The organism is Pseudonocardia sp. Cha107L01 (assembly GCF_052566575.1).
On sequence record NZ_CP199579.1, the window covers coordinates 669462 to 690738 of the forward strand.

22 protein-coding genes and 2 riboswitches are annotated in these 21277 nt (G+C 71.9%); of the genes, 12 read left to right on the forward strand and 10 right to left on the reverse strand.

Annotated features, from left to right (window positions below; all coding sequences use genetic code 11):
* Positions 1-15: 15 nt before the first annotated feature.
* The 9 genes from ACTXG6_RS03120 (at position 16) to ACTXG6_RS03160 (ending at position 7414) form a co-directional block, all read left to right on the forward strand.
* On the forward strand, positions 16-936 hold the full coding sequence (locus ACTXG6_RS03120; protein ID WP_445186249.1) for a S1C family serine protease: 921 nt from the start codon (positions 16-18) through the stop codon (positions 934-936).
* 141 nt (positions 937-1077) lie between these two features.
* Positions 1078-1205: riboswitch (TPP riboswitch) on the forward strand.
* Positions 1196-2848, forward strand: a complete 1653-nt coding sequence (thiC, locus tag ACTXG6_RS03125) for a phosphomethylpyrimidine synthase ThiC (protein ID WP_445186250.1) — start codon at positions 1196-1198, stop codon at positions 2846-2848. Its footprint overlaps the riboswitch before it by 10 nt.
* A 5-nt stretch (positions 2849-2853) precedes the next feature.
* The gene (gene thiD / locus ACTXG6_RS03130; protein ID WP_445186251.1) at positions 2854-3702 is read left to right on the forward strand and encodes a bifunctional hydroxymethylpyrimidine kinase/phosphomethylpyrimidine kinase; all 849 of its coding nucleotides are present in this window, start codon (positions 2854-2856) and stop codon (positions 3700-3702) included.
* Positions 3675-3962, forward strand: a complete 288-nt coding sequence (locus ACTXG6_RS03135) for a DUF1330 domain-containing protein (protein WP_445189890.1) — start codon at positions 3675-3677, stop codon at positions 3960-3962. The genes thiD and ACTXG6_RS03135 overlap by 28 nt, the downstream gene beginning before the upstream one ends.
* On the forward strand, positions 3962-4255 hold the full coding sequence (locus ACTXG6_RS03140; protein ID WP_445186252.1) for a hypothetical protein: 294 nt from the start codon (positions 3962-3964) through the stop codon (positions 4253-4255). Before ACTXG6_RS03135 ends, ACTXG6_RS03140 begins: the two co-directional genes overlap by 1 nt.
* A gap of 71 nt (positions 4256-4326) precedes the next feature.
* A complete protein-coding gene (locus ACTXG6_RS03145; RefSeq protein ID WP_445186253.1) occupies positions 4327-5472 on the forward strand; it encodes an FAD-dependent oxidoreductase in 1146 nt (381 codons plus the stop codon).
* A gap of 54 nt (positions 5473-5526) precedes the next feature.
* Complete coding sequence (locus ACTXG6_RS03150) at positions 5527-6243, forward strand: alpha/beta fold hydrolase (RefSeq protein WP_445186254.1); 717 nt, start codon at positions 5527-5529, stop codon at positions 6241-6243.
* 59 nt (positions 6244-6302) lie between these two features.
* Positions 6303-6818 carry a gamma carbonic anhydrase family protein gene (locus ACTXG6_RS03155; RefSeq protein WP_445186255.1) on the forward strand — a complete coding sequence of 172 codons (516 nt, stop codon included), beginning with the start codon at positions 6303-6305 and terminating at the stop codon, positions 6816-6818.
* Positions 6815-7414, forward strand: a complete 600-nt coding sequence (locus ACTXG6_RS03160; RefSeq protein WP_445186256.1) for a hypothetical protein — start codon at positions 6815-6817, stop codon at positions 7412-7414. Before ACTXG6_RS03155 ends, ACTXG6_RS03160 begins: the two co-directional genes overlap by 4 nt.
* A 13-nt stretch (positions 7415-7427) precedes the next feature.
* Here ACTXG6_RS03160 and ACTXG6_RS03165 read toward each other — a convergent pair whose 3' ends face one another.
* Positions 7428-8402: a Gmad2 immunoglobulin-like domain-containing protein gene (locus ACTXG6_RS03165; RefSeq protein ID WP_445186257.1), complete on the reverse strand. Its 975-nt coding sequence runs from the start codon at positions 8400-8402 to the stop codon at positions 7428-7430.
* Positions 8403-8476: 74 nt separating this feature from the next.
* The gene (locus ACTXG6_RS03170; RefSeq protein ID WP_445189891.1) at positions 8477-10615 is read right to left on the reverse strand and encodes an MFS transporter; all 2139 of its coding nucleotides are present in this window, start codon (positions 10613-10615) and stop codon (positions 8477-8479) included.
* Between the two features lie 340 nt (positions 10616-10955).
* Between ACTXG6_RS03170 and ACTXG6_RS03175 the strand changes: the two genes are divergently transcribed.
* On the forward strand, positions 10956-11423 hold the full coding sequence (locus tag ACTXG6_RS03175) for a MarR family winged helix-turn-helix transcriptional regulator (protein WP_445186258.1): 468 nt from the start codon (positions 10956-10958) through the stop codon (positions 11421-11423).
* Positions 11424-11435: 12 nt separating this feature from the next.
* On the opposite strand, the gene ACTXG6_RS03180 is transcribed toward ACTXG6_RS03175, so the two are convergent.
* From ACTXG6_RS03180 to thiO, 3 genes are all read right to left on the reverse strand, one after another.
* Positions 11436-12194, reverse strand: a complete 759-nt coding sequence (locus ACTXG6_RS03180; protein ID WP_445189892.1) for a thiazole synthase — start codon at positions 12192-12194, stop codon at positions 11436-11438.
* 17 nt (positions 12195-12211) lie between these two features.
* Positions 12212-12412, reverse strand: coding sequence for a sulfur carrier protein ThiS (gene thiS / locus ACTXG6_RS03185; RefSeq protein WP_445186259.1), 201 nt, complete (start codon positions 12410-12412; stop codon positions 12212-12214).
* A gap of 3 nt (positions 12413-12415) precedes the next feature.
* The gene (gene thiO / locus ACTXG6_RS03190; RefSeq protein WP_445186260.1) at positions 12416-13582 is read right to left on the reverse strand and encodes a glycine oxidase ThiO; all 1167 of its coding nucleotides are present in this window, start codon (positions 13580-13582) and stop codon (positions 12416-12418) included.
* A riboswitch (TPP riboswitch) is annotated at positions 13575-13703 on the reverse strand. (Overlaps the previous gene by 8 nt.)
* A 118-nt stretch (positions 13704-13821) precedes the next feature.
* Here thiO and thiE point away from each other — a divergent pair.
* Positions 13822-14502: a thiamine phosphate synthase gene (gene thiE, locus ACTXG6_RS03195; protein WP_445186261.1), complete on the forward strand. Its 681-nt coding sequence runs from the start codon at positions 13822-13824 to the stop codon at positions 14500-14502.
* A gap of 63 nt (positions 14503-14565) precedes the next feature.
* On the opposite strand, the gene ACTXG6_RS03200 is transcribed toward thiE, so the two are convergent.
* Both ACTXG6_RS03200 and ACTXG6_RS03205 read right to left on the reverse strand, forming a co-directional pair.
* Positions 14566-16602, reverse strand: coding sequence for a hypothetical protein (locus tag ACTXG6_RS03200; RefSeq protein WP_445186262.1), 2037 nt, complete (start codon positions 16600-16602; stop codon positions 14566-14568).
* A 70-nt stretch (positions 16603-16672) separates the two neighbouring features.
* The gene (locus tag ACTXG6_RS03205; RefSeq protein ID WP_445186263.1) at positions 16673-17371 is read right to left on the reverse strand and encodes a DUF3159 domain-containing protein; all 699 of its coding nucleotides are present in this window, start codon (positions 17369-17371) and stop codon (positions 16673-16675) included.
* 125 nt (positions 17372-17496) lie between these two features.
* Between ACTXG6_RS03205 and ACTXG6_RS03210 the strand changes: the two genes are divergently transcribed.
* On the forward strand, positions 17497-18297 hold the full coding sequence (locus ACTXG6_RS03210; RefSeq protein WP_445186264.1) for an SGNH/GDSL hydrolase family protein: 801 nt from the start codon (positions 17497-17499) through the stop codon (positions 18295-18297).
* A 50-nt stretch (positions 18298-18347) separates the two neighbouring features.
* Here the strand turns inward: ACTXG6_RS03210 and ACTXG6_RS03215 are convergent, their stop codons facing one another.
* From ACTXG6_RS03215 to ACTXG6_RS03225, 3 genes are read right to left on the reverse strand one after another with little or no spacing between them, the layout of a single operon-like run.
* Positions 18348-19523, reverse strand: a complete 1176-nt coding sequence (locus tag ACTXG6_RS03215) for an acyl-CoA dehydrogenase family protein (RefSeq protein ID WP_445186265.1) — start codon at positions 19521-19523, stop codon at positions 18348-18350.
* Positions 19524-19557: 34 nt separating this feature from the next.
* Positions 19558-20505, reverse strand: coding sequence for a VOC family protein (locus ACTXG6_RS03220; RefSeq protein WP_445186266.1), 948 nt, complete (start codon positions 20503-20505; stop codon positions 19558-19560).
* A gap of 27 nt (positions 20506-20532) precedes the next feature.
* Positions 20533-21276 (reverse strand): enoyl-CoA hydratase/isomerase family protein, encoded by a 744-nt coding sequence (locus ACTXG6_RS03225; RefSeq protein ID WP_445186267.1) that lies wholly within the window; start codon positions 21274-21276, stop codon positions 20533-20535.
* Between the last annotated feature and the right edge of the window lies 1 nt (position 21277).

Sequence of the window (21277 nt, forward strand, 5' to 3'; positions counted from 1 at the left end):
GCGGTTGGGGCCGACATGGACGAACTGGACGCCTACTCACGCACGGTCAGCGCGGTGGCCGCTGAGGTCACCCCGCACGTAGCCAGCCTGCGCGTCGGTCGAGGGCGCGCCACCGGCGCCGGGTCCGGCGTGGTGTTCACCGACGACGGACTGCTGCTGACCAACGCACACGTCGTCGCCGACGCCAACCGGGGCGAGGCGGAGTTCACCGACGGTACCGAGACCACGTTCGACGTCGTCGGCACCGATCCCCTGTCCGACCTGGCGGTGCTGCGCGCCCGGAACGCCACACCGCCGGCCGCGAGGCTCGGTGACGCGGACCAACTCGTCGTCGGCCAGCTCGTGGTCGCCGTCGGCAACCCGCTCGGGCTGTCCGGCTCGGTCACCGCCGGCGTGGTCAGCGCACTGGGACGGTCGCTGCCCACCCGGAGCGGGCAGGCCGGGCGAGTGATCGAGAACGTCATCCAGACCGACGCCGCGCTGAACCCCGGCAACTCCGGCGGCGCGCTGGCCAACTCCCGGGGCGAGGTGGTCGGGATCAACACCGCGGTGGCCGGCGTCGGACTGGGGCTGGCCGTACCGGTGAACGCCACCACGCGCCGGATCGTCGCCACGCTCCTGAGCGACGGCCGGGTGCGCCGGGGGTACCTGGGTGTGGTCGGCACGCCGGCTCCGGTGCCGGCCGCGGTCGCGGAGCGGTACCAGCGGAGCAAGGGGCTGCGGCTGGTCGAGGTGGTGGCGGACAGCCCCGCCGCGAAGGCCGGACTGCGGGCCGGCGATCTGGTGCTGTCCGTCGGGCGGGAGCCGGTGACCGACGCGCAGGGCATCCAACGCCAGCTGTTCGCCGAGTCGATCGGCGTGGCGCTGCCGGTGACCGTCCTGCGCAACGGCGCCATGGTGGACGTCGTCGCGGTGCCCTCCGAGCTCACCGGCTGACAGGGTGTGCTGAAACGCCCGACTCGGTGTGCTGAGAGCCCCGACTCGCGGGAATGTGACGGGGTGACGTGTCTGGTGAACGCGGGGCGGTGGCGTTGGCCTGGCGGGGGTGGCGATCGCGCGTTACGGTCGGAGAACACAACTACAGATCGCGGGAGCTCGTAAAGCATCGGGCTGAGAGGGCGGCTTGCTGTTCACAGCAGAGTGCCGCCGACCGCACGAACCTGTCCGGGTAATGCCGGCGTAGGGAGGAATCGCCATGACTGCACTTGACGATCGCACGGTCACCCCCAGCGTCACCACAGGCCCGATCCAGGGGTCTCACAAGGTGTACGTCGAGGGCCCGGACGACCTGCGGATCCCGGTCCGCCGAGTGGATCTGACCAACGGCGAGCACTTCGACCTGTACGACACCTCCGGCCCGTACACCGACACCAACGCCACCATCGACCTGCGCGCCGGCCTGCCGAAACTCCGCCAACCATGGATCGACGCGCGCGAACCCGTCAACGGCGCAGCCACCCAGCTGGCCTGGGCCAAGGCCGGCATCGTGACGCCGGAGATGCGGTTCATCGCGGTCCGCGAAGGGGTGGACGTCGAACTGGTCCGCTCCGAGGTGGCGCGGGGCCGGGCGGTGATCCCGGCCAACCACAAACACCCCGAGTCCGAGCCGATGATCATCGGCAAGAAGTTCCTCGTCAAGATCAACGCGAACATCGGCAACTCCGCGGTGACCTCCTCCATCGAGGAGGAGGTGGACAAGATGGTCTGGGCCACCCGGTGGGGCGCGGACAACGTGATGGACCTGTCCACCGGCAAGAACATCCACAACACCCGCGAGTGGATCATGCGGAACTCGCCGGTGCCGATCGGTACGGTGCCGATCTACCAGGCACTGGAGAAGGTCAACGGCGACCCGGCGAAGCTGTCCTGGGAGGTCTACAAGGAGACCATCCTCGAGCAGTGCGAGCAGGGCGTCGACTACATGACCGTGCACGCCGGCGTGCTGCTGCGCTACGTGCCGCTGACGGCCAAGCGGGTCACCGGCATCGTGTCCCGGGGCGGTTCGATCATGGCGGCGTGGTGCCTGGCGCACCACCGGGAGTCGTTCCTCTACACGCACTTCGAGGAACTCTGCGACATCCTGCGCACCTACGACGTGACGTTCTCGCTGGGTGACGGGCTGCGGCCGGGTTCCATCGCGGACGCCAACGACACCGCCCAGCTGGCCGAGCTGAAGACCCTGGGCGAGCTCACCCACATCGCCCGCGGCAGGGATGTGCAGGTGATGATCGAGGGCCCGGGCCACGTCCCGATGCACAAGATCGCGGAGAACGTCCGGCTGGAGGAGGAGTGGTGCGGCGAGGCGCCGTTCTACACCCTCGGTCCGCTGGCCACCGACATCGCACCGGCCTACGACCACATCACCAGCGCGATCGGCGCCGCGATCATCGCCCAGCACGGCACCGCGATGCTCTGCTACGTCACCCCGAAGGAACACCTCGGGCTGCCCAACCGGGACGACGTGAAGGTCGGCGTGATCACCTACAAGATCGCCGCGCACTCCGCCGACCTGGCCAAGGAGCACCCGCACGCACAGTCCAGAGACGACGCGCTGAGCCAGGCCAGGTTCGAGTTCCGCTGGGCCGACCAGTTCAACCTGTCGCTGGACCCGGACACCGCGCGCAGCTACCACGACGAGACGCTGCCCGCCGAGCCCGCGAAGACCGCGCACTTCTGCTCCATGTGCGGGCCCAAGTTCTGTTCCATGAAGATCACCCAAGACGTCCGGGACTACGCCGAGAAGCACGGGCTGACCAGCGTCGAGGCCATCGAGGCCGGCATGGTGGAGAAGTCCGACGAGTTCGGCGAGACCGGCGGCCGGGTGTACCTGCCGATAGCGAGCGAGTAGGCCAGATGGCAATTGAGCAGACCGTGGGGCGCACCCCGCCGAGGGCGATGACGATCGCCGGCACCGACTCCGGTGGCGGCGCCGGCATCGCGGCCGACCTGCGCGCGTTCACCGCCTGCGGGGTGCACGGCTGCCTCGCGGTCTGCGCGGTGACCGTGCAGAACTCCATCGGGGTCACCGGAGTGCACAAGATCCCGCCGGAGACGGTGGCCGCGCAGATCCTCACCGTGGCCGGCGACATCGGTCTGGACGCGGCGAAGACCGGCATGCTGGCCAGCGCGGAGATCATCGAAGCGGTGGCGCGCGCGTGTGACCAGGCCGGCATCGGGGCGGCGCACCGAACGCCGCTGGTGATCGACCCGGTCGCCGCGTCGATGCACGGCGACCAGCTGCTGGCCGACTCGGCGCTCGACGCGTTCCGCGGCCTGCTGTTCCCGCGCGCCACGGTGATCACGCCGAACCTGGACGAGGTGCGGCTGCTGATCGGCCTCGACGTGCACGACCGCGCCGCGCAGTACGAGGCGGCGAAGCTGCTCTACGAGCTCGGGCCGAGGTACGTGCTGGTCAAGGGCGGGCACCTTCGCGAGGACGCGGATGTCTGCGTCGACCTGCTCTACGACGGGCACACCTTCACCGAGCTGCCCGGGCCCCGGTTCGAGACCGGCAACACGCACGGCGGCGGCGACTCGATGGCCTCGGCGATCACCGCCGGCCTGGCGCACGGGATGGCGGTGCCGGACGCGGTGGCCTTCGGCAAGCGCTACATCGTGGAGGCGGTGCGGCACTCCTACCCGCTGGGCGCCGGGCACGGGCCGGTGTCCGCGCTCTGGCGGATCAAGGACGAACCCGGGTAGCCGACTTCCGCGGCGCGCCGGGATCGGCCAGGCTCAAGGCCGAGGGCGAGTTCCGGTCCAGGGTCGTGCTGCTGGAGTTCCCGAGCTACGACGAAGCACTGACCTTCTCCGGCTCGGACGCCTACCAGGCCGCCCGCAACATCCGGCTGCGCTGTGCCGACTCGGCCATCCTGGCCATCGAGGGCCGGGGCTGGCGCTGCTCGGCGAGGGTGGGGTCCCGGACGCGCAGGCCGCCTGGGGAGTCGACATCCTCCTGCTGATGGCCACCGCGAGCGTGGTCGAGCACAGCTCACGCGAGGAGGAGCCCGGCTCGGGCCAGGAGTGGAACTCGCTGGCCGCCGCGCTGGAGGAAGCCTCGCCGGCCAGTACCCCCCGGGTGAGGGCGCCTACCTGCACGCGGTCGCGCACGGCACCCAGCAGGTCTTCCTGGTCGGCGCGCTGTGCGCCGGGGCAGCCTTCCGCGCCGCCCGTGTTGATCAAGGAGATACCACTGCGCGGCAAGCCCGCCCCGAACCAGGACACCGAGAAGGAACCGGCCGCCGCGACCTCGTGAGAACCGGAACACCCGCACACGACGGACAGCCAAGCGTCGGCCCCGGACCGCGGAGCATGAAGGAGACCACCATGAACACCCATTACCCCATCCTCATCGTCGGCGCCGGACTCGGAGGCCTCACCCTCGCGCGCGTCCTGCACGTGCACGGCATCGAGGCCGCCGTCTTCGATCTCGAAACCGACCGCCACGCCCGCACACAGGGCGGCATGCTCGACATCCACACCGAGAACGGCCAGGTGGCGCTGCGCCACGCCGGGCTGATCGACGACTTCGGCGCACTCGTACATCCGGGCGGGGAAAGCGAACGGGTCCTGGACAAGCACGCCGCCCTGCACTGGGAGCAGGTCAACGACGGCACCGGCGACCGCCCCGAGGTCGACCGAGGACAGCTGCGCGACCTGCTGCTCGATTCACTGCCCGAGGGCACCGTGCGCTGGGGACGCCAGGTCACTGCTGCCACACCGCTCGGCAGCGGCCGGCACGAAGTGACCTTCGCCGACGGCGCCACCCTCACCAGCGACCTGCTCGTCGGCGCCGACGGCGCCTGGTCCCGGATTCGCCCGTTGGTCTCCGACGCCTGGCCGACCTACACCGGAATCTCATTCGTAGAGGCCGACCTGCTCGACGCCGATGCCCACCACCCGAAGGAGGCCGCCGTCGTCGGCAACGGAACGCTCTTCGCGCTCGACGGCGGCAAGGGCTTCCTCGGCCACCGCACGACCAGCGGCAAACTGCATATCTACACCGCATTTCGAGCCCCCGCGGACTGGCTCGACACGATCGACTTCAACGACATCGAGGCCTCGAAGGCAAGGGTGCTCGCGGAGTTCGAGGACTGGGACGAGAGCTTGACGGAGCTGGTCGCCAACGCCGACGGTCGACTGGTGCCGCGTAAGATCAACGCGCTGCCGGTCGGCCACCGCTGGGAGCGCGCCCCGGGCGTGACGCTGCTGGGCGACGCCGCCCACCTGATGTCGCCGTTCGCGGGAGAAGGAGCCAACCTCGCCATGCTCGACGGAGCGCTCCTCGGCCAGGAAATCGTCGAGCACCCCGGCGAGACCGAGCAGGCCCTCACCGCTTACGAGGACGCGCTCTTCCCGCGCAGCGCCGCCAAGGCACAAGAATCCGTCGAAGGCCTCGAACTCTGCTTCAGCGAGAATGCGGTCGACCGGCTCGTCGAGATGTTCAGAACAGCTCCGGCGGACAACGCCTGACCGTGCCGGGAACGGTCAGCATGCGGCCCTGGCCCGGCAATGGTCGAATGGGGCGTGCCCGTTCTGCAGCGAGACGACGTCCACATCCAGTACGAGGACCACGGGTCCGGTTTCCCGGTGCTGGCGCTCGCGCCGGGCGGGATGCGCTCCGCCTCGTCGTACTGGGACCAGATGCCGTGGAACCCGGTCGAGGAACTGGCCGGCAGCTACCGCGTCATCACCATGGACCAGCGCAACGCCGGCTCCTCCACCGCCCCGGTAACCGGCAGGGAGAGCTGGGCGACGTACACGGCCGACCAGCTCGCCGTGCTCGACCACCTCGGCATCGACCGCTTCCACGTGGTCGGCATGTGCATCGGCGGGCCGTTCATCCTCGGCCTGCTCAACGCCGCGCCGCACCGGGTCGCGGGCGCGGTGATCCTGCAGTCGATCGGGCTGGACGACAACCGCGACGCCTTCCGCGAGATGTTCGACAGCTGGATGGCCGACCTGGCGCCAAAGCACCCGGAGGCCGGCCCGGCCGCCTGGGCCGCGTACCGGTCAGCCCTCTACGAGGGCGACGATGTGCTGTTCAGCGTGCCGGAGTCGTTCCTGCCGACGATCACCACACCTGTCCTGGTGCTGCAGGGCAACGACGAGTACCACCCGCGCAGCGCGTCCCGGCTGCTCGCCTCGTCGGTGCCCGGCGCGCAGTTCGTCGAACAGTGGAAGGACGCGGAGCACCTGCCGGCCGCCGCCGCGGCCATCGCAGCGTTCCTGGCCGCCGCCTGAGGCACCCGGGGTGATCGGCCGTGCGCGGGCGGTGAACGCGTCGTCATAGAGTTCGGCGCATGCCACTGTTCGCCTTCGAAGGCACCGCGCCCACCGTCGACCCGTCGGCCTGGATCGCGCCCACCGCGACGCTGGTCGGCGACGTGCGCGTCGAGGCCGAGGCCTCGGTCTGGTACGGCGCGGTGCTGCGTGCCGACTTCGGCCCGATCATCATCCGGGCCGGCGCCAACATCCAGGACAACTCGGTGCTGCACGGCAGCGAGGACCCGCTGGTCATCGGGGTCGGCGCCACGGTCGGGCACCTGTGCGTGGTGCACAACTGCATCGTCGGCACCGAGGCGCTGATCGGCAACGGCGCCATCGTGCAGGACGGCGCCCGGATCGGCGACCGTGCCCTGGTCGGCGCCGGAGCTCTGATCCCGCCGAACATGGTGGTGCCCGACGACCAGATGGCCCTCGGCGCGCCGGCCACGCTGCGACCGCTCACCGAGTCCGCCGGCTGGTGGGTCAAGACGAACCCGGCCGTCTACCGCGCGCTGGCCGCCCGACACAAGACCGGGGCGACGGAAGCATGAAGCTCTACGCCGAGCGCCCCGGCCGGGTGGCCCGGCAGCTGTTGGCCGACCTGCTCGGGCTGGCCTGGCTGGCCGGTTTCGGCTGGGCCGCCGCGGGGGCCAGGGAGCTGATGCTGCGGCTGCAGGTCCCGGCCAACAGCCTCACCAACGCCGGGACCAGCATCGGCGACGCCTTCGCCACCGCGGCCCGGACCGCGGCCAAGGTGCCGTTCGTGGGCGCCCAGCTGGCGGCCGCGCTGGACACCGGCCGCGCGGCGGGCCAGTCGCTGGCCGGCGTTGGCGAGCAGCAGCTGACCACCATCGCCGAACTGGCAACCGGCACCGCGGTCCTGGTCGCACTGGTCGGCGCGCTGCCGGCGCTGGTGCTCTGGCTGCCGCTGCGGATCCGGTACGCGCGGCTGGCCGGCGCCGCCGTGGCCTGCCGGGAGCGCAACGCCGACCTGCTCGCGCTGCGCGCACTCACCGCTGTGTCGGTGTGCCGGCTGCGCGCGGTCACCGAGGACCCGGCGTCCGGCTGGCGGCGCAACGACCCGGACGTGGTGCGCCGACTGGCCGCACTGGAGCTGCGCCGGCTGGGGCTGCGCGCCCCTCGCTGAGCCGGCCCCCGGTTCAGCGCACGGTGATCTGCCGGGTGTCGCTGATCGGCGGCCGGCCCTCGCCCCCGGAGGCGTCGTCCTGGTACACCCGCAGCGTGTAGTCGCCCGGTTCCAGGGTCAGCTCGAACGAGTACGGGCTGAACTTCTGCCCCTCCGCCGTGCTGGTGAAGCCGTGTTGGACCACCGCCGACCCGCGCAACACCTGCCAGAGCACGGTCGCCTCGAACACCGCCGCCTCACCGGACACCCGGAACGTCCGGCCGACCCGTGCGCCGTAACCGGGGTTGTCGATCTGCACCGGGGACCGGACCGTGTCGGGGTCGTCCCTGGTCCGGGGTTCGGCGATGGCCACCCGGCCCCAGAGCAGGGGCACCGACCTGCCGCCGACCAGGACGCGCACCGGGTCGGCGGAGCCCAGCGCGCCCTGCACCGTGTACACGAGCTGGCGCACCGCCCAGTCGGCCAGCTCGGCGGACGGCTGGTTACCACCGGCGGTCAGGTCGACAGTGATCACGCCGGCGGTGTGCCGGACCGGGGTGCGCAGTGCCCAGCCGCGCGGCCACGCCGAGCGGTACGCCGGGTCGGTCCCGGTATCGTGGGCCAGCAGTTCCCGTACCGCCGGCGAGCCCAGCTCCTCGCCCGCGCCGGCCCGCACCTGGTGGAACTCCCGGTACAGCCGGTCCCCCACCGAGGTCTGACCGAGGTAGTAGACCGGCACCGCCCTGACCCCCGGGGCGTTGTGGCCGGAACCGGTCGGGTCCGGCGCGGCCGATGGGCCGGCCTCGGCCGAGTCGCTCGACGGTGGCGAACTGGCCGGCCCGGAGCTCGCGGGCCCCGAGCTGGGCGACTCCGAGCCGCCGCCGGCCGGCCCGGCACCGGTCGGTGGACCGCAGCCGGCCAGGAACGCCGCTACCGCGAGCGCAACCGCCGAGGGAACGGCGGCCCGCCACCGCGCACGCCGCGCGAACCGCTGGCCAGAACCGGGCATCCGAAAGACTTACCAGACACCACCCGCCGCACCGCGGTTCGGCACCCGACCGTGCTCGCTCCGCTGCCGCTACCTCAGTTGTTGTAGCTCTGCGCCGGCGCGCCCGTCCGGGTGTCCGACGGGCTGGGTTCACCGAGCAGTTCGGTGATCTCCCGACCGCTCCCGCCAGCCAGCCGGGCCACCTGGGCCGGGCTCAGGCCGGCCTGGCGCAGTCGCCGGGCGGCGCCGGCCAGCTGTTCGCGCTGGACGTCCATCGACTCGTGCAGCTGGTCCAGCTGTCCCTTGCTCGACTCCAGGTCGTCCACCGCGCGCAGTGCCCGCGCCGGGTCGGCGAGCAGGACCCGGAGCAGCCGGTCCTTCATCGCCCCGGCGCTGGTCAGGCCGTCAGCGCTCGCCCCTTGCGGAGCGGCCCCGTCCGAAGCGGCGCCGTTCGAACCGACACCGTTCGGAGCTCCGCCGTCCGAAGCGGCGGCCCCGTTCGTGCCGGCGCCGTTCGAAGCGGCGCCGTCCGGCGCGACCCCGTTCGTGCCGGCGCCGCTCGCGGGGATCGGCGTCGGGACCGGCATGGCGTCGGGACCAGGCGCCGGCGCCGCGACCGGCAGTTCGAGCTCGATCGCCGGCTCCTTGCCCTGCAGCGCGGAGGCGACAACGCCGACCAGCGTCATGACCAGCGCGGCCAGGAACGCCGCGAACAGCCCGTGCTGGAACGGCCCGGAGATCAGTTCCGGGAAGAACTCCTTGCCGGTCAGGGTGGCCACGTTGGCCGCCGGCAGGTGCTGCAGCACGCCGCTCGGGGCCAGCAGCTCCTGGATCGGGTTGAAGCCGAGGAACGCGGCGAACAGGCTGCCCACCGGGGGCAGGCCGGCCACCTGGTCCGCGACCGCGCCCGGCACGCCCTGCCCACGCAGCCCGGAGCTGAGCGCGCTCGGCAACGTGCTGGACAGGCCGACGATCATGAACGTGAAGAAGATGCCGATCGACAACGCCGAGCCGGAGTTGAAGAACGTGGCCCGCATGCCGGACGCCGCGCCGCGCTGGTTGGCCGGCACCGCCCCCATCACCGCCGAGGTGTTCGGCGCGGTGAACAGGCCGGAGCCGATTCCGTTGAGCAGCAGCACCGACGCGAACAGCCAGTACGGGAAGTTCACCGGGATGATCATCAACGCCACCATGCTGGCCGCGACCAGGATCAGCCCAGCGGTGGCGAAGATGCGCACCCCGTACCGGTCGGAGAGCACCCCGGAGACCGGCCCGGCGATCAGGAAGCCGACGGTGAGCGGCAGCAGGTAGATACCGGCCCAGAGCGGAGTCTGCTCGAAGTTGTAGCCGTGCAGCGGCAGCCAGATGCCCTGCAGCCAGATGATCAGCATGAACTGCAGGCCACCGCGCCCGATCGAGGTCATCAGCCCGGCCAGGCTGCCCAGCGCGAACAACCGCCCCTTGAACAGGTCGATGTGGAACATCGGCTGCTCGATCTTGGTCTCCAGCACGCAGAACGCCGCCAGGACGACCACGCCGCCGATCACCGCACTCAGTACCCACGGGTTCGTCCAGCCGGTGGGGTGACCGCCGTAGGGGTTGATCCCGTAGACGATGCCGGCCAGCAGTACGCCCAGCCCGACCGCGAACGTGACATTGCCCCACCAGTCGATCTTGCCGGCCAGTCGCTCACCGAGCTCGTGCAGCGAGCGGTAGGACCAGATGGCGCCGACCACCGCGATCGGCACGCTCACCCAGAACACCGCGCGCCAGTCCCACTCGGCCAGCACGCCGCCGAGCACCAGACCCAGGAACGAGCCGGCGATGGCGGACACCTGGTTGGTACCCAGTGCCATGCCACGCTGGTGGGCGGGGAAGGCGTCGGTGAGGATCGCAGTGGAGTTGGCGAACAGCATGGCGCCGCCGACCCCCTGCACGACCCGCCAGCCGATCAGCCAGAGCGCGCCGGTACCGCCGTTGAACGGGACCAGGGCGAGCGCGACCGATGCGACCGCGAAGACCACGAAGCCCATGCTGTAGATCTTGACCCGGCCGAACATGTCGCCAAGGCGGCCGAGCGTCACCACCAGCACCGCGGAGATCAGCAGGAACCCCATGATCATCCACAGCAGGTAGCTGAAGTTGCCGGGCGCCAATGGGTCCAGCCCGATCCCCCGGAAGATCGCCGGGAGGGAGATCAGCACGATCGACGAGTTGACCGTTGCGAGCAGCATGCCCACGGTCGTGTTCGACAGCGCGATCCACTTGTAGCCGGGATGGTCTCGCGACCACCTGCGCGGCGGTGGATTCGTCGTGCTGTTGGTACCGGGTCGCTCCGCCAGACCGCTGGACATTCGCAACCTTTCGCTCGCCCTGCGAAGTATGTTAGTTGCGCAACGCAACCTAAGCTACCCTATTGAGCGACACCCATTTGTATTGTGCATCACCCGCTCGGCGGCCACTGATGCCACCAGACTCGGCACGACCACTCGTCCGTGCGGGATCGAGCAACCCGTTCGAGGTTGATGATGGCGCAGCGGCCGGGCCCTCGGGCACGCGAGCTATGGTCACCGCGTGACGTGGGACGCCGCCCGCGAGAAAGAGGTCGACCGCCTCGAAGAGCAGCTCTCTGTGTTCAACCGGCGATCCCGACACTTCCTGCGCAGCTTTGCCAGCCGGGTACACCCCGGGATCGACGCCAGCACCTACGCGGTGCTGCTGGTCATCGCACAGGGTGCGCCGCTGCGGTTGAACGACCTCGCCGAAGAGTTCGGGCTGGACAAGTCGACGATGAGCCGGCACGTCACGACCCTCATTCGGCTGGGCCTGGTGCAGCGCGACCCGGACCCGCTGGACGGGCGGGCCTTCCTGCTGAAGCCGTCCCCGGACGGACTGCACCGGCTGGCCGCCGCGGTGGCCGCGCGGCGCGGCGAGTGGCGCGGCCGGCTGGACGACTGGAGCACCGACGAGCTCGCCGACTTCGTCAACGGCCTGCTCCGGCTCAACTCCGACCTGGAGCGTCGCCGGGGCAACGGACCCTGACCCCCGGGCCGGTCAGTCCACCGCGGGGCTGGAGGCCTGCGCCCAGTAGCGGCGCGGGATCCGGCCGGCGAGCCTGGCTGCCCGACCGGCCTCGACGGCCAGGCGCATGGCGTGCGCCATCCGCTCCGGGTCGCCGGCGCGGGTCACCGCGGTAGCCAGCAGTACCGCATCGCAGCCCAGTTCCATGGCCAGCGCCGCCTCCGACGCGGTGCCAATGCCGGCGTCCAGCACCACCGGCACTCCGGCGGCGGCCACGATCATCTCGATGTTGTGCGGGTTGCGGATGCCCAGCCCGGTGCCGATCGGCGAACCCAGTGGCATCACCGCCGCGCAGCCGGCCTGCTCCAGCTTGCGGGCCAGCACCGGGTCGTCGTTGGTGTAGGGCAGCACGGTGAACCCGTCCCGGACCAGCTGCTCGGCGGCGTCCAGCAGCTCGATCGGATCGGGCAGCAGGGTGCGCTCGTCGGCGATCACCTCGAGCTTGACCAGGTCGGTCCCCAGTGCCTCGCGGGCCAGTCGCGCGGTCAGCACAGCCTCGGCGGCGGTCCGGCAGCCTGCTGTGTTGGGCAGCGTCTCGATGCCGAGGCGGCGCAGCAGATCCAGCACCCCGGTGCCGGCGGCGGCGTCCACCCGGCGCATCGCCACCGTGGTCAGCGCCGTACCGGAGGCGACCAGCGCGCGCTCCAGCACGGCCAGGTTGGCGGCCCCGCCGGTGCCCATGATCAGCCGGGATGCGATCTTGCGGCCGCCCACCACCAGCGGCTCATCCACAACGGATTCGGTCACGGTCAGCCTCCCTGGACAGCGGTCAGAACCTCGACGCGGGCATCGGCGGCCAGCCGGTAGCGGGCCCAGTCCGTCCGGGGCACCAGCTCGTCGTCCACCGCGACGGCCACCCCCGTGGACGGCGCGCCCAGCACAGTCAGTGCGTCGGTCACGGTGGCCTGCTCGGCGACCTCGTGCGGCCGTCCGTTGATCAGGATCTGCATCGGTTACCTCCTCGCGGTTGGGCCGGTGAGCGCGGTTCGGGTCAGCCGGGCCGGGTCGGCGACCAGTGCCGCCGCCGGCACCGGCTCGCCGGCCAGCAGCGCCAGCACGGCGGCGACGGTGATCGGGGCGAGCAGAATGCCGTTGCGGCCGTGCCCGGTGGCCACCAGTGGACCGCCCCTTGACGTGCCACCCAGTGAGCCGATCAGCGGCAGGTTGTCCGGCGTGCCGGGGCGCAGCCCGGCGGTAACCTCGACCAGCGCGTACTCGGCCACCCCTGGCAGTACCCGCTCGGCATCGCGCAGCAGGTCACGCACGCCGCCGACGGTCGGCTCGGTGTCGAACCCGGTCTCGTACTGGGTCGCCCCGATGACCAGGCCACCGCCGTCCCGGGGCACCCCGTACACCGGCCGGCCGTCCACCACCGCGCGCACCGTCCGGCTCGGCGGGGGCAGCGCGCCGGGCCGGTGCCGCAGCCGCAGGATCTCCCCCTTGACCGGGCGGACCAGGCCGTCCAGGGCCGGGTGCAGTGCCGCGCTGTGTGCCCCGGCGGCCACCAGCACCGCGTCCGCCGGCACCCGCCGCCCGTCGGCCAGCTCGACGCCGTCGGCGGTCACCGCGCGGGCGCCGGCCTCGACGAACCGGACCCCGGCGCGGTCGGCGGCGGCACGCAGCGCGCCCAACAGCACCCGGTTGTCCACCGCCAGATCGCCCGGGACGGACAGCCCGCCACGCACGTCCGGGCCGATGGCCGGCTCCAGTCGGCGCAGCTCGCGGGCGCTCAGCACGTCGACCTCGCGGCCAACCTTCGCCAGGTAACCGGCCAGATCGTCCAGCTCGGCGCGGTCCCCGGCGCCGGCCGCGACCACCACGGTGCCCTCGGTACGCAGTCCGGCCGGCGTGCCGGCGGCGTCGGCGAGCGCGGCCGCGAACGCCGGCCAGCGGCCCAATGAGTCGGCGCCGAGCTCGAGCAGGTCCTCTTCGCCGGGCCAGGCCTCGGTCACCGGGGCGAGCATGCCGCCGGCCACCCAGGACGACCCGCTGCCCGGCGCCGGGTCGACCAGCTCGACCGCCCAGCCTGCCTCGGCGGCCCGCCAGGCGCAGCTCAGACCGATCACCCCGGCGCCGACGATCGCGAGCCGGCCGGCTGGTGTTGCTCTCTGTTCCGTCATCACTCTCGCTCCCTGCGCCGGCATGACCCGGATCAGGTTCGACGGTCGGGACCGCTGCAGTCCCCTCTCAGCCCGGTGCGACGGCACTTTCGGAATGCCCCGGACTCCCGTGCGTAACCGTGCACCACGATACGCGCCGAAGCGCCCGCGCGTTACCGAGCTGCCCACCGGGCGGGTCGATTCGTGATCGAACCTGCCTGGTGTGCGGCTCGGCAACAACGGGACGTACCGTCGCGGGCGTGCCTGCTCTCGATGGTGGAAAACTCCGCGCCCGACTCGCCGACGCCCGGCTGTACCTGTGCACCGGTGCCCGGCGGGATACCCGCGACCTGGCCGAGTTCGCCGAGGCCGCGCTGGCCGGCGGGGTGGACATCCTGCAGCTGCGGGACAAATCCGACGGCGGCGCGCCGCTGGAGGCCCGCGAGGAGATCGCCGCACTGGAGGTGCTCGCCGAGGCCTGTGCACGGCACGGCGCGCTGCTCGCGGTGAACGACCGGGCCGACATCGCGGTGGCGGTCGGCGCCGACGTGCTGCACCTCGGCCAGGACGACCTGCCGGTACCGCTGGCGCGGCGGATCATCGGCGACGACCCGGTGATCGGCCGCTCCACGCACGCGGTCAGCGAGGCGGCCGAGGCGGCGGTGCAGGACGGGGTGGACTACTTCTGCACCGGTCCCACCTGGCCGACGCCGACCAAACCTGGCCGGGCGGCCCCGGGACTGGACCTGCTCCGCACGGTGGCGGCCACCGGCACCGAGCGTCCCTGGTTCGCGATCGGCGGCATCGACCGCGCGTCGCGGCTGGACGAGGTGCTGGCCACCGGCGCGCGGCGAATCGTGGTGGTCCGCGCGATCACCGAGGCCGAGGATCCAGAGGCGGCGGCCAGAGTGCTCGCCGACCGGCTCCGCTCCATCGCCTGACCGCGCGCCGCGCCACCACGGCCACCGCCCGACCGCACGCTTCGAGCAGCGGCCCGGCGCAGGTCACTGGTTGTCGGACCGATGATCCCGCTGCACGTCCTGCTGCTGGGTCGGCTGCGGGAACAGGCCGCCGTTGGAGCTGGAGCTGCCAGCACCCAGCCCTGGCAGGACGCCGCGCTGGCTCGGTGGCACCGAGCTGGGCGGGGTGGAGTTCGAGTCCGAGCTCGGGCTGGAGCTGTTCGAGTCGGACGGCAGCAGGTCGTTGAGGCGCTTCTTCTTGTTCTTCTCCGATTCGTCGAGCGGGTTCTGGGAGTCACTCGAATCGCTGCTCGACTCCGGGCTCGACGAGTCGTCGCTCTGGGAGTCCTGGCTCGGCGGCGGCGGCGTCGGTGTCGAGCGCGGCTCCAGTACCCGCTGGACGCTCGTCCCGGTGCTGCCGCCGGACAGCGGTGAGCCCTTCGCCCACTCCACGCCGGTGACCAGCGCCAAGCCAATGAGGAAGATCATCAAAGTGCCCAGGACCAAGATCTTGACGGAGCGGCCTCCGGACCGGCCCGAAGCCGGCGCCGCCAGCTCGGGATCGAGCTGCACGGTGCGCTGGGTCTCGATCTTCGAAACGGTGGCGCTGTCGTCCCCGCGCCCGGCCACGATCTGCACCTTGGCCTTGACCGAGTCCCGGGTGTGCTCGATCGAGCGCTGGTAGAGCCTGGTCGCCAGGGTGGTGGCAACCGAGCCCACCGCCGCGCCGCCCACCGTGCCGAAGGTGCCGAAGTACGAGCCGAACACCGCGGAGGTCGCCGCCGCCATGCCACCGGCGAGCACCTTGCTCATGCTCAGCTGATCGGACGCCTTCTTGATCGGTCCGACCGGCCTGTCGGCCAAGTCGGTCGTCGCCGGCTGCTGCCCGATGAGCTGGTTCACCATCGGGGTCGACGGCAGCACCACGGGCGGCACACCCGGCGGCTGGATCGGCAACCGGACCGGCGGCTGACCGGCACGCGGCAGCGGGCGGGACGCCGCCGCCCAGCGCCGGGGTGGCCCGATCGGCGGCATCGGCAGCTGGTTCGGGTTCAGGTTCGGCAGCTGGTTCGGGACCGGCCGGCGCGGCGGCGGGAACGACTGGCCCGGTGTCTGACCTGGGCTCGGGCGCCTCGGCGCGGGTGCCGGCCTCGCTGGCTGGCTCTGGTTCGGGACCGGGAAGCGCGGCGGCGCTATCGGGCGGCGGGCATTCTCGCCGCGGAGTCGGGGGATCACGTTGGTGACTTCCTCAGCCGTGGGGTCCGGTGCGGTGGCACCGGACGCCGGCTCGTCGTGTTGCTCGTCGGCTTGCTTGTCTTCGTGCGTGTTGCCGTGGGCGGACCCGGCAGGCGGCGCGCTCTGGGCGTCCGGCTGCTTTGCGTCCGGCTGGACGCTGGAGGGCTGCTCACTGACTTCGTCGGGCGGCTCTTCATCGGCTGGTTGCTCGGCCGCCGGCCGCCCCACCTTGGCGGTGGGTCGCTCACCACTATCTCGCTCGGCACTGTCCGCGCCCGTCGCGGGTTCCGGTTCTGATGCCGGTTGCGTCGCCGCGGCCAGGTCCCGCATCGCCGCCGGGTCCAGCATCACGGTCGGTTCCAGTAGCCGCGCCGCCTCCGATGCCGGTACCGCCGCGAACACCCCGGCCGCTTCCGCTGCCGAGGCCTTCGACGCCGAGGCCGGCTCGGGTGCGTCCGCCGACTTCGACGCCGCCGGGTCCGGTGCCGCGACCGAGGGCCGTTTGGCCCGTGGCGTCGGTCTCGGCCTCGCCGGCGGCTTCGGCCGGGCGGCCCGTTTCGACGCCGCGCCCGACTCCGACCCCGTCTTCGAACCCGTGGTCGGCCCGGAACCCGCGGTCGGCTCCGATCCCGGGGCGGGCCGTGAAGCCGAGGCCGGCACCGCCACCTCGACCGGACCTGGCTCGGGCAGCTTCGGACCGGCCGGACCCGGCGTGACCGGATCCGAGTTGGTCGAATCGCCCGGCGTCGGGGACGCGGCCGGGTCGGGTAGCTGGGCCGGGGAGCTGTTGAGCTGCTCCTCGGCCCGGTTGGCGGGCTGGTCGGCTGGGTCGGGTTCGACGGTCATGGCTCCGAGGTGCGATGGATGTGGGCTTACCAGTGGTCAACAGGTCAGCCGCCCACAACTATCCGGATGATCACTGATCGTGAGTGGCTTCACCCGACCGCGTCCGAGGGTAACGGATCCCGGGGTGCCCGTCCGGCAGGGCGGTACGCATCACCGGCCAGGACAGCGCGACGCAGACGAGCACCGGAACCCAGGTGAGGGCACGGGCGATACCGAGCGCCACGACCTGGTCAGCCCGGTAGAGCGGGACGAACACGGCAAGCCTGACCAGGTACTGCGCCACCCACACCCAACTCGCCCTGGAGTAGCCCCGCAGCAGGTCAGGGTCGGCGCGCCACCTTGTTTTCTGGCCCAGCGCCAGGCCGACGACCACCCCCAGCAGTGGCCAGCGGACCGCGATGGACGCCACCCAGGCCAGCGCGCTCGCCGCGTTGGAGGCGATCTGCAGCAGGAAGAAGTCGGCCGCCCGCCCGGTGTACAACACCACCAGCGCTGCCACGACCACGCCGAGCAGGCCCAATGCCACTCCCGCCGGCCGGCGCCCCCTTGCCAACCGGACCCCGGCCAGCACCACGCCGGCCGCGAATGCCGCGCCGGCGCCCCACAGCACCCCGGCGGTCGAGGAGCCGTCGCCCGATGGCGCAACCACGCCGGCCACCGCCCAGGCTGTGACAAAAGCCACAGCTGGGATACCGGCGTCGAGGGCGCCCGTCCGACCACCCAGTACATCGGTCAGTGACGACCCGGAAACGTCCGGTTCGCGCGTCATGCCTTCACTGTGCCCTATCCGACCGAACGCACATCAAGAACACCTGGCGCACGCGTCCCGGAAGGGGAATCCTGGGAAGCCAGAGGGAGACCGGTCGGTTAACCGGTCCTGAACGAGGGGGAGGCGTGGTGCGGCCTGCCTGGACGAGCTACGTCGCGCTCGGCGACAGCTTCACCGAAGGACTCGACGACCTGCGCGACGACGGCACGCCCCGCGGCTGGGCCGACCGGGTCGCCGAACGATTGGCGCTGGACGTACCGGACTTCCGGTACGCCAACCTCGCGGTGCGCGGCAAGCTGCTGGACCAGGTCGTCACCGACCAGATCCCGGTTGCCGAGCAGCTGCGCCCGGACCTGATCACCTTCAGCGCCGGTGGGAACGACATCATCCGACCCCGCTGCTCCCCCGACTCGGTGGCCGAGCGGTTCGACGAGGCGCTGGGCCGGGTGATGGCCATCGGCGCCGACGTCGTGATCTTCGCCGGCTTCGACACCCGCCAGGTTCCGGTGCTCAGCCGCATCCGGGGCCGCATCGCCACCTTCAACGAGCTGCTGCGCGCCATCGCTGACAAGCACGGCTGCATGTTGGTGGACCTGTGGGCCATGGCTCCGCTGTCCGACCCGCGCTCCTGGGGTCGGGACCGGCTGCACCTGACCCCGGACGGACACCGCCGGGTGGCGCTGCGCACCCTCGAGGTGCTGGGGGTGCCGGTCACCGAGAACTGGCGGGAACCGCTGTCGGCGGCGATCCCGCGCCCGTGGCAGAACCGGCGCCAGGAAGATCTGTCCTGGGCCCGCGACTACCTGGTTCCGTTCCTGAGGGACTGGGCCAGGGGCCGCCAGACCGGCGACGGCTACGCACCGAAGCGCCCCGAGCTGCTCCCGTACGTGGAGGCCCTGCCCGGTACGAGCCCCCGCACGGGCTGACCCGCCGACCGCCCGGCCGGCTCAGTTGGCCCAGCTCACCCCGGCCCAGCTCACCCGGCGCCGTCCGGCAGGCCGATCGCGCTGGCCACCCGGTCGGTGTGGAAGTCCCCGTCGCCGAAGCGCAGCGCGGTGCTCGTGGCGTGCGCGGAGAACAGGTGCAGGTCGTGCTCGCCGGTGAAGCCGATCGCGCCGTGCACCTGCTGGCCCAGTGCACAGACCCGCTGGTAGGCGTCGGACACCCAGGCCTTCGCGGCGGCGACGGTCAGCGCCACCTCGTGCGGTGTGCCCGCGTCGGCGTTCGAGCCAGGACCGGACGACACCGCCAGCCGCCAGATCGCCTCGTACGCGATGAGCCGGGAGCCGAGCACGTCGATCGCGATGTCGGCGCAGTGGTGCTGCACGGCCTGGAAGCTGCCGATCGGGCGGCCGAACTGTTGGCGCTGGCCGGCGTACTCCACGGTCAGGTCGAGTACCCGCTGCGCACCGCCGACCATCTCCGCGCAGCTGGCGGCGGCGCCGTGCGCGTCCACCGCGGCGACGACCTGCTCGCCGCCGCCCACCTCGCCGAGCACCGCCCCGGCCGGCACGTCGACCCCGTCCAGGTGCACCCGGTACTGCCGGTCCGGGCCGATCACGTCCAGCTGCTCGGCGCTGATGCCCGGGGTGGCCGCGTCCAGCAGGAACACGGTGAGCCCGCCGCCGGTCGGCCCGTCCTCGACGTGCGCCACCACCAGCCATCCCTCGGCGGCGGCCGCCCAGGGTACGAACAGTGCGGTGCCGTCCAGCCGGAAGCCGGAGCCGGCCGGGCGGGCGGAGACCTCGGATCCGGTGGTACCCCAGCCGCCCCGGGGTGCCGCGCGGACGTAGCTGACCGCCCGCCCGGCGGCGATGGCGCCCAGCCACTCGGCGCGCTGGGCGTCGGTGCCGAACCGGGTGATCGCCGGCGCGGCGCAGGCCACCGTGGCCAGGAACGGGCCGGGTACCTGCGCGCCGCCCATCTCCTCGATCAGCAGGCAGACCTCGAGGAACCCCTCGCCCACCCCGCCGTGCGACTCCGGCACGGCGAGCCCGGTCCAGCCCAGCTCGACCATCTCCTTCCAGAGCTGCGTCGAGTGGCCCGCGCCGTCCCGCACCGCGCGCACGCCGGCCGCACCGGTCCAGGACCGCAGCAGGTCCCGCGCGGTCGACTGGATCAGCTGCTGGTCGTCGGTCAGGGTGAGGTCCACGGGGTTCTCCTGCTCGGGGCGCGAAGGCGGCCGGTCAGCGGGTCGATTCGACTGGCGGGATCTTGTCCGAGCGGACCCAGACGCCGGGCCGCTCCTCCCAGAACAGCTGCACCAGCACTCCACCGGCGTGCTTGGGGTGGATGAAGGTGTGCTTCCAGGCGGCGCCGTCCTTGACCCCGTCCTCGTAGTCGAAGGTCGGCACGTCACGCGCCTCGCACGCGGCCAGCGCGGCGTCCCAGTCGGCCACCTCGAAGGTGACGTGGTGCGCGGCGGCCCCGCTGCGGGCCAGGAACTTGTCGACGAACGAGTCCTCGCCGCGCCCGGTGATCACCTCCCAGCAGATGCTGGAGCCGGGGATGTTCAGCACCAGGTCCGCCATGTCCGGGATCTCGTCGTCCGCCGTACGCCAGACCTGTACGAAGCCGGCCAGTTCGGTGTACCAGTCGGCGAGCTCGTCGCGGTCGTGGAACGCCTGGCAGATGTGGTCGATGTTGCGGATGCCCAGCGCCGGTCCGGTCGGCTCCGGCGCGGACACCGGCCGGGCGTCCTCGTCGCCGAGCATGGCCAGGTTGCCCGGTCCGCGCAGCCGCCAGAGCACCCCGGGGCCGTGCTCGGGCGGGGACAGTGAGGCCTCCACCCAGCGGCCGGGCACCGAGTCGGTGATCTTGAGCCCGTGGCCCTCCAGCACCGTGACGGCGGCGTCCAGGTCGGGCACCTCGGCACCGACGTGGTGCAGCCCGGCGCGGCCGCCGTGGTCGTCGAGGTAGGCCTGCAGCGCCGAGTCGGAACCCGACGGGGAGATCACCACCCAGGTGTGCCCGGAGGTGCCCGGCACCTGCAGGCGCACCCCCTTCACGCCCGCCGACGGGTTGTCCCAGGCGTGCGTGCGGCGGAAACCGAACAGGCCCTCCAGCAGTGCGACCTGTTTGTCCAGGTCCGGCGCGACCGCCGCCACGTGGTCGATCCGATAGATGCGCAACATGTCTGTCCTCCTTCGTCGTCGGACGCTCTAGACCGGGTGCGGCTCGATCCAGTCGTAGCCGCCGGTCACCAGCTCCTTGACCAGCCGGAGGTTGTAGCGGTTCATCGCGGCGATCCGCTCGGCCAGCTCGGCCACCTTCGTGTCGAAGTCGTCGGCGGTGAACACGTCGTTGACCAGGCCGATCTTCAGCGCGCGCTGCGCGTCCAGCCGGACCCCGGTGAACAGCATCTCCTTGGCGATCGCCTTGCCGACCCGCGCCGGCAGCCGCTTGACCCCGCCCCAGCCCGGCGCGTTGCCGCCGAACTCGGGCTGGTCCGGGTCGCCGTCCTCGGTCATCTTCGGCCGGTACGGCGGGCGGGCCGACAGGGTGATCTCGACCAGGCCCATCTTGGCGTTCTCGTGGCAGACGATGAAGTCGGCGCCCAGCGCCAGCTCCAGGCCGCCGCCGACCGCGTAGCCGTGCACGGCGGCGAACACCGGGATGGACAGCCGCTCCATCATGGCGAAGGTCTTCTCACCGAGGCGGCCCTGCTCGATGCGGTCCGCCTTGGTCAGCGACTCGGACCACTTCAGGTCCATGCCGGCGCAGAACGCCCGCTCGCCGGCGCCGCGCAGCACGGCCACGCAGACCTCCGGGTCGTCGTCGATCTCGGTGAACACCCGGCGCAGCGCGTGCATCATCTCCGGGGTCAGCGAGTTCAGCTTGTCCGGGCGGTCCAGGGTGATCCAGCAGACCCGGTCCTTGATCGTGACGTCCAGTCCTTCGTACATC

What these genes read in the sequence shown, in the direction of transcription:
- thiS (WP_445186259.1), bottom strand. Translation starts at nt 12,412, where the DNA reads ATGCAGATCCTGATCAACGGACGGCCGCACGAGGTCGCCGAGCAGGCC.
- thiD (WP_445186251.1), top strand. Translation starts at nt 2,854, where the DNA reads ATGGCAATTGAGCAGACCGTGGGGCGCACCCCGCCGAGGGCGATGACG.
- ACTXG6_RS03140 (WP_445186252.1), top strand. Translation starts at nt 3,962, where the DNA reads ATGGCCACCGCGAGCGTGGTCGAGCACAGCTCACGCGAGGAGGAGCCC.
- ACTXG6_RS03160 (WP_445186256.1), top strand. Translation starts at nt 6,815, where the DNA reads ATGAAGCTCTACGCCGAGCGCCCCGGCCGGGTGGCCCGGCAGCTGTTG.
- ACTXG6_RS03200 (WP_445186262.1), bottom strand. Translation starts at nt 16,602, where the DNA reads ATGACCGTCGAACCCGACCCAGCCGACCAGCCCGCCAACCGGGCCGAG.
- ACTXG6_RS03220 (WP_445186266.1), bottom strand. Translation starts at nt 20,505, where the DNA reads ATGTTGCGCATCTATCGGATCGACCACGTGGCGGCGGTCGCGCCGGAC.
- ACTXG6_RS03205 (WP_445186263.1), bottom strand. Translation starts at nt 17,371, where the DNA reads ATGACGCGCGAACCGGACGTTTCCGGGTCGTCACTGACCGATGTACTG.
- thiC (WP_445186250.1), top strand. Translation starts at nt 1,196, where the DNA reads ATGACTGCACTTGACGATCGCACGGTCACCCCCAGCGTCACCACAGGC.
- ACTXG6_RS03225 (WP_445186267.1), bottom strand. Translation starts at nt 21,276, where the DNA reads ATGTACGAAGGACTGGACGTCACGATCAAGGACCGGGTCTGCTGGATC.
- ACTXG6_RS03155 (WP_445186255.1), top strand. Translation starts at nt 6,303, where the DNA reads ATGCCACTGTTCGCCTTCGAAGGCACCGCGCCCACCGTCGACCCGTCG.
- ACTXG6_RS03145 (WP_445186253.1), top strand. Translation starts at nt 4,327, where the DNA reads ATGAACACCCATTACCCCATCCTCATCGTCGGCGCCGGACTCGGAGGC.
- ACTXG6_RS03165 (WP_445186257.1), bottom strand. Translation starts at nt 8,402, where the DNA reads ATGCCCGGTTCTGGCCAGCGGTTCGCGCGGCGTGCGCGGTGGCGGGCC.
- ACTXG6_RS03170 (WP_445189891.1), bottom strand. Translation starts at nt 10,615, where the DNA reads ATGCTGCTCGCAACGGTCAACTCGTCGATCGTGCTGATCTCCCTCCCG.
- ACTXG6_RS03120 (WP_445186249.1), top strand. Translation starts at nt 16, where the DNA reads ATGGACGAACTGGACGCCTACTCACGCACGGTCAGCGCGGTGGCCGCT.
- thiO (WP_445186260.1), bottom strand. Translation starts at nt 13,582, where the DNA reads ATGACGGAACAGAGAGCAACACCAGCCGGCCGGCTCGCGATCGTCGGC.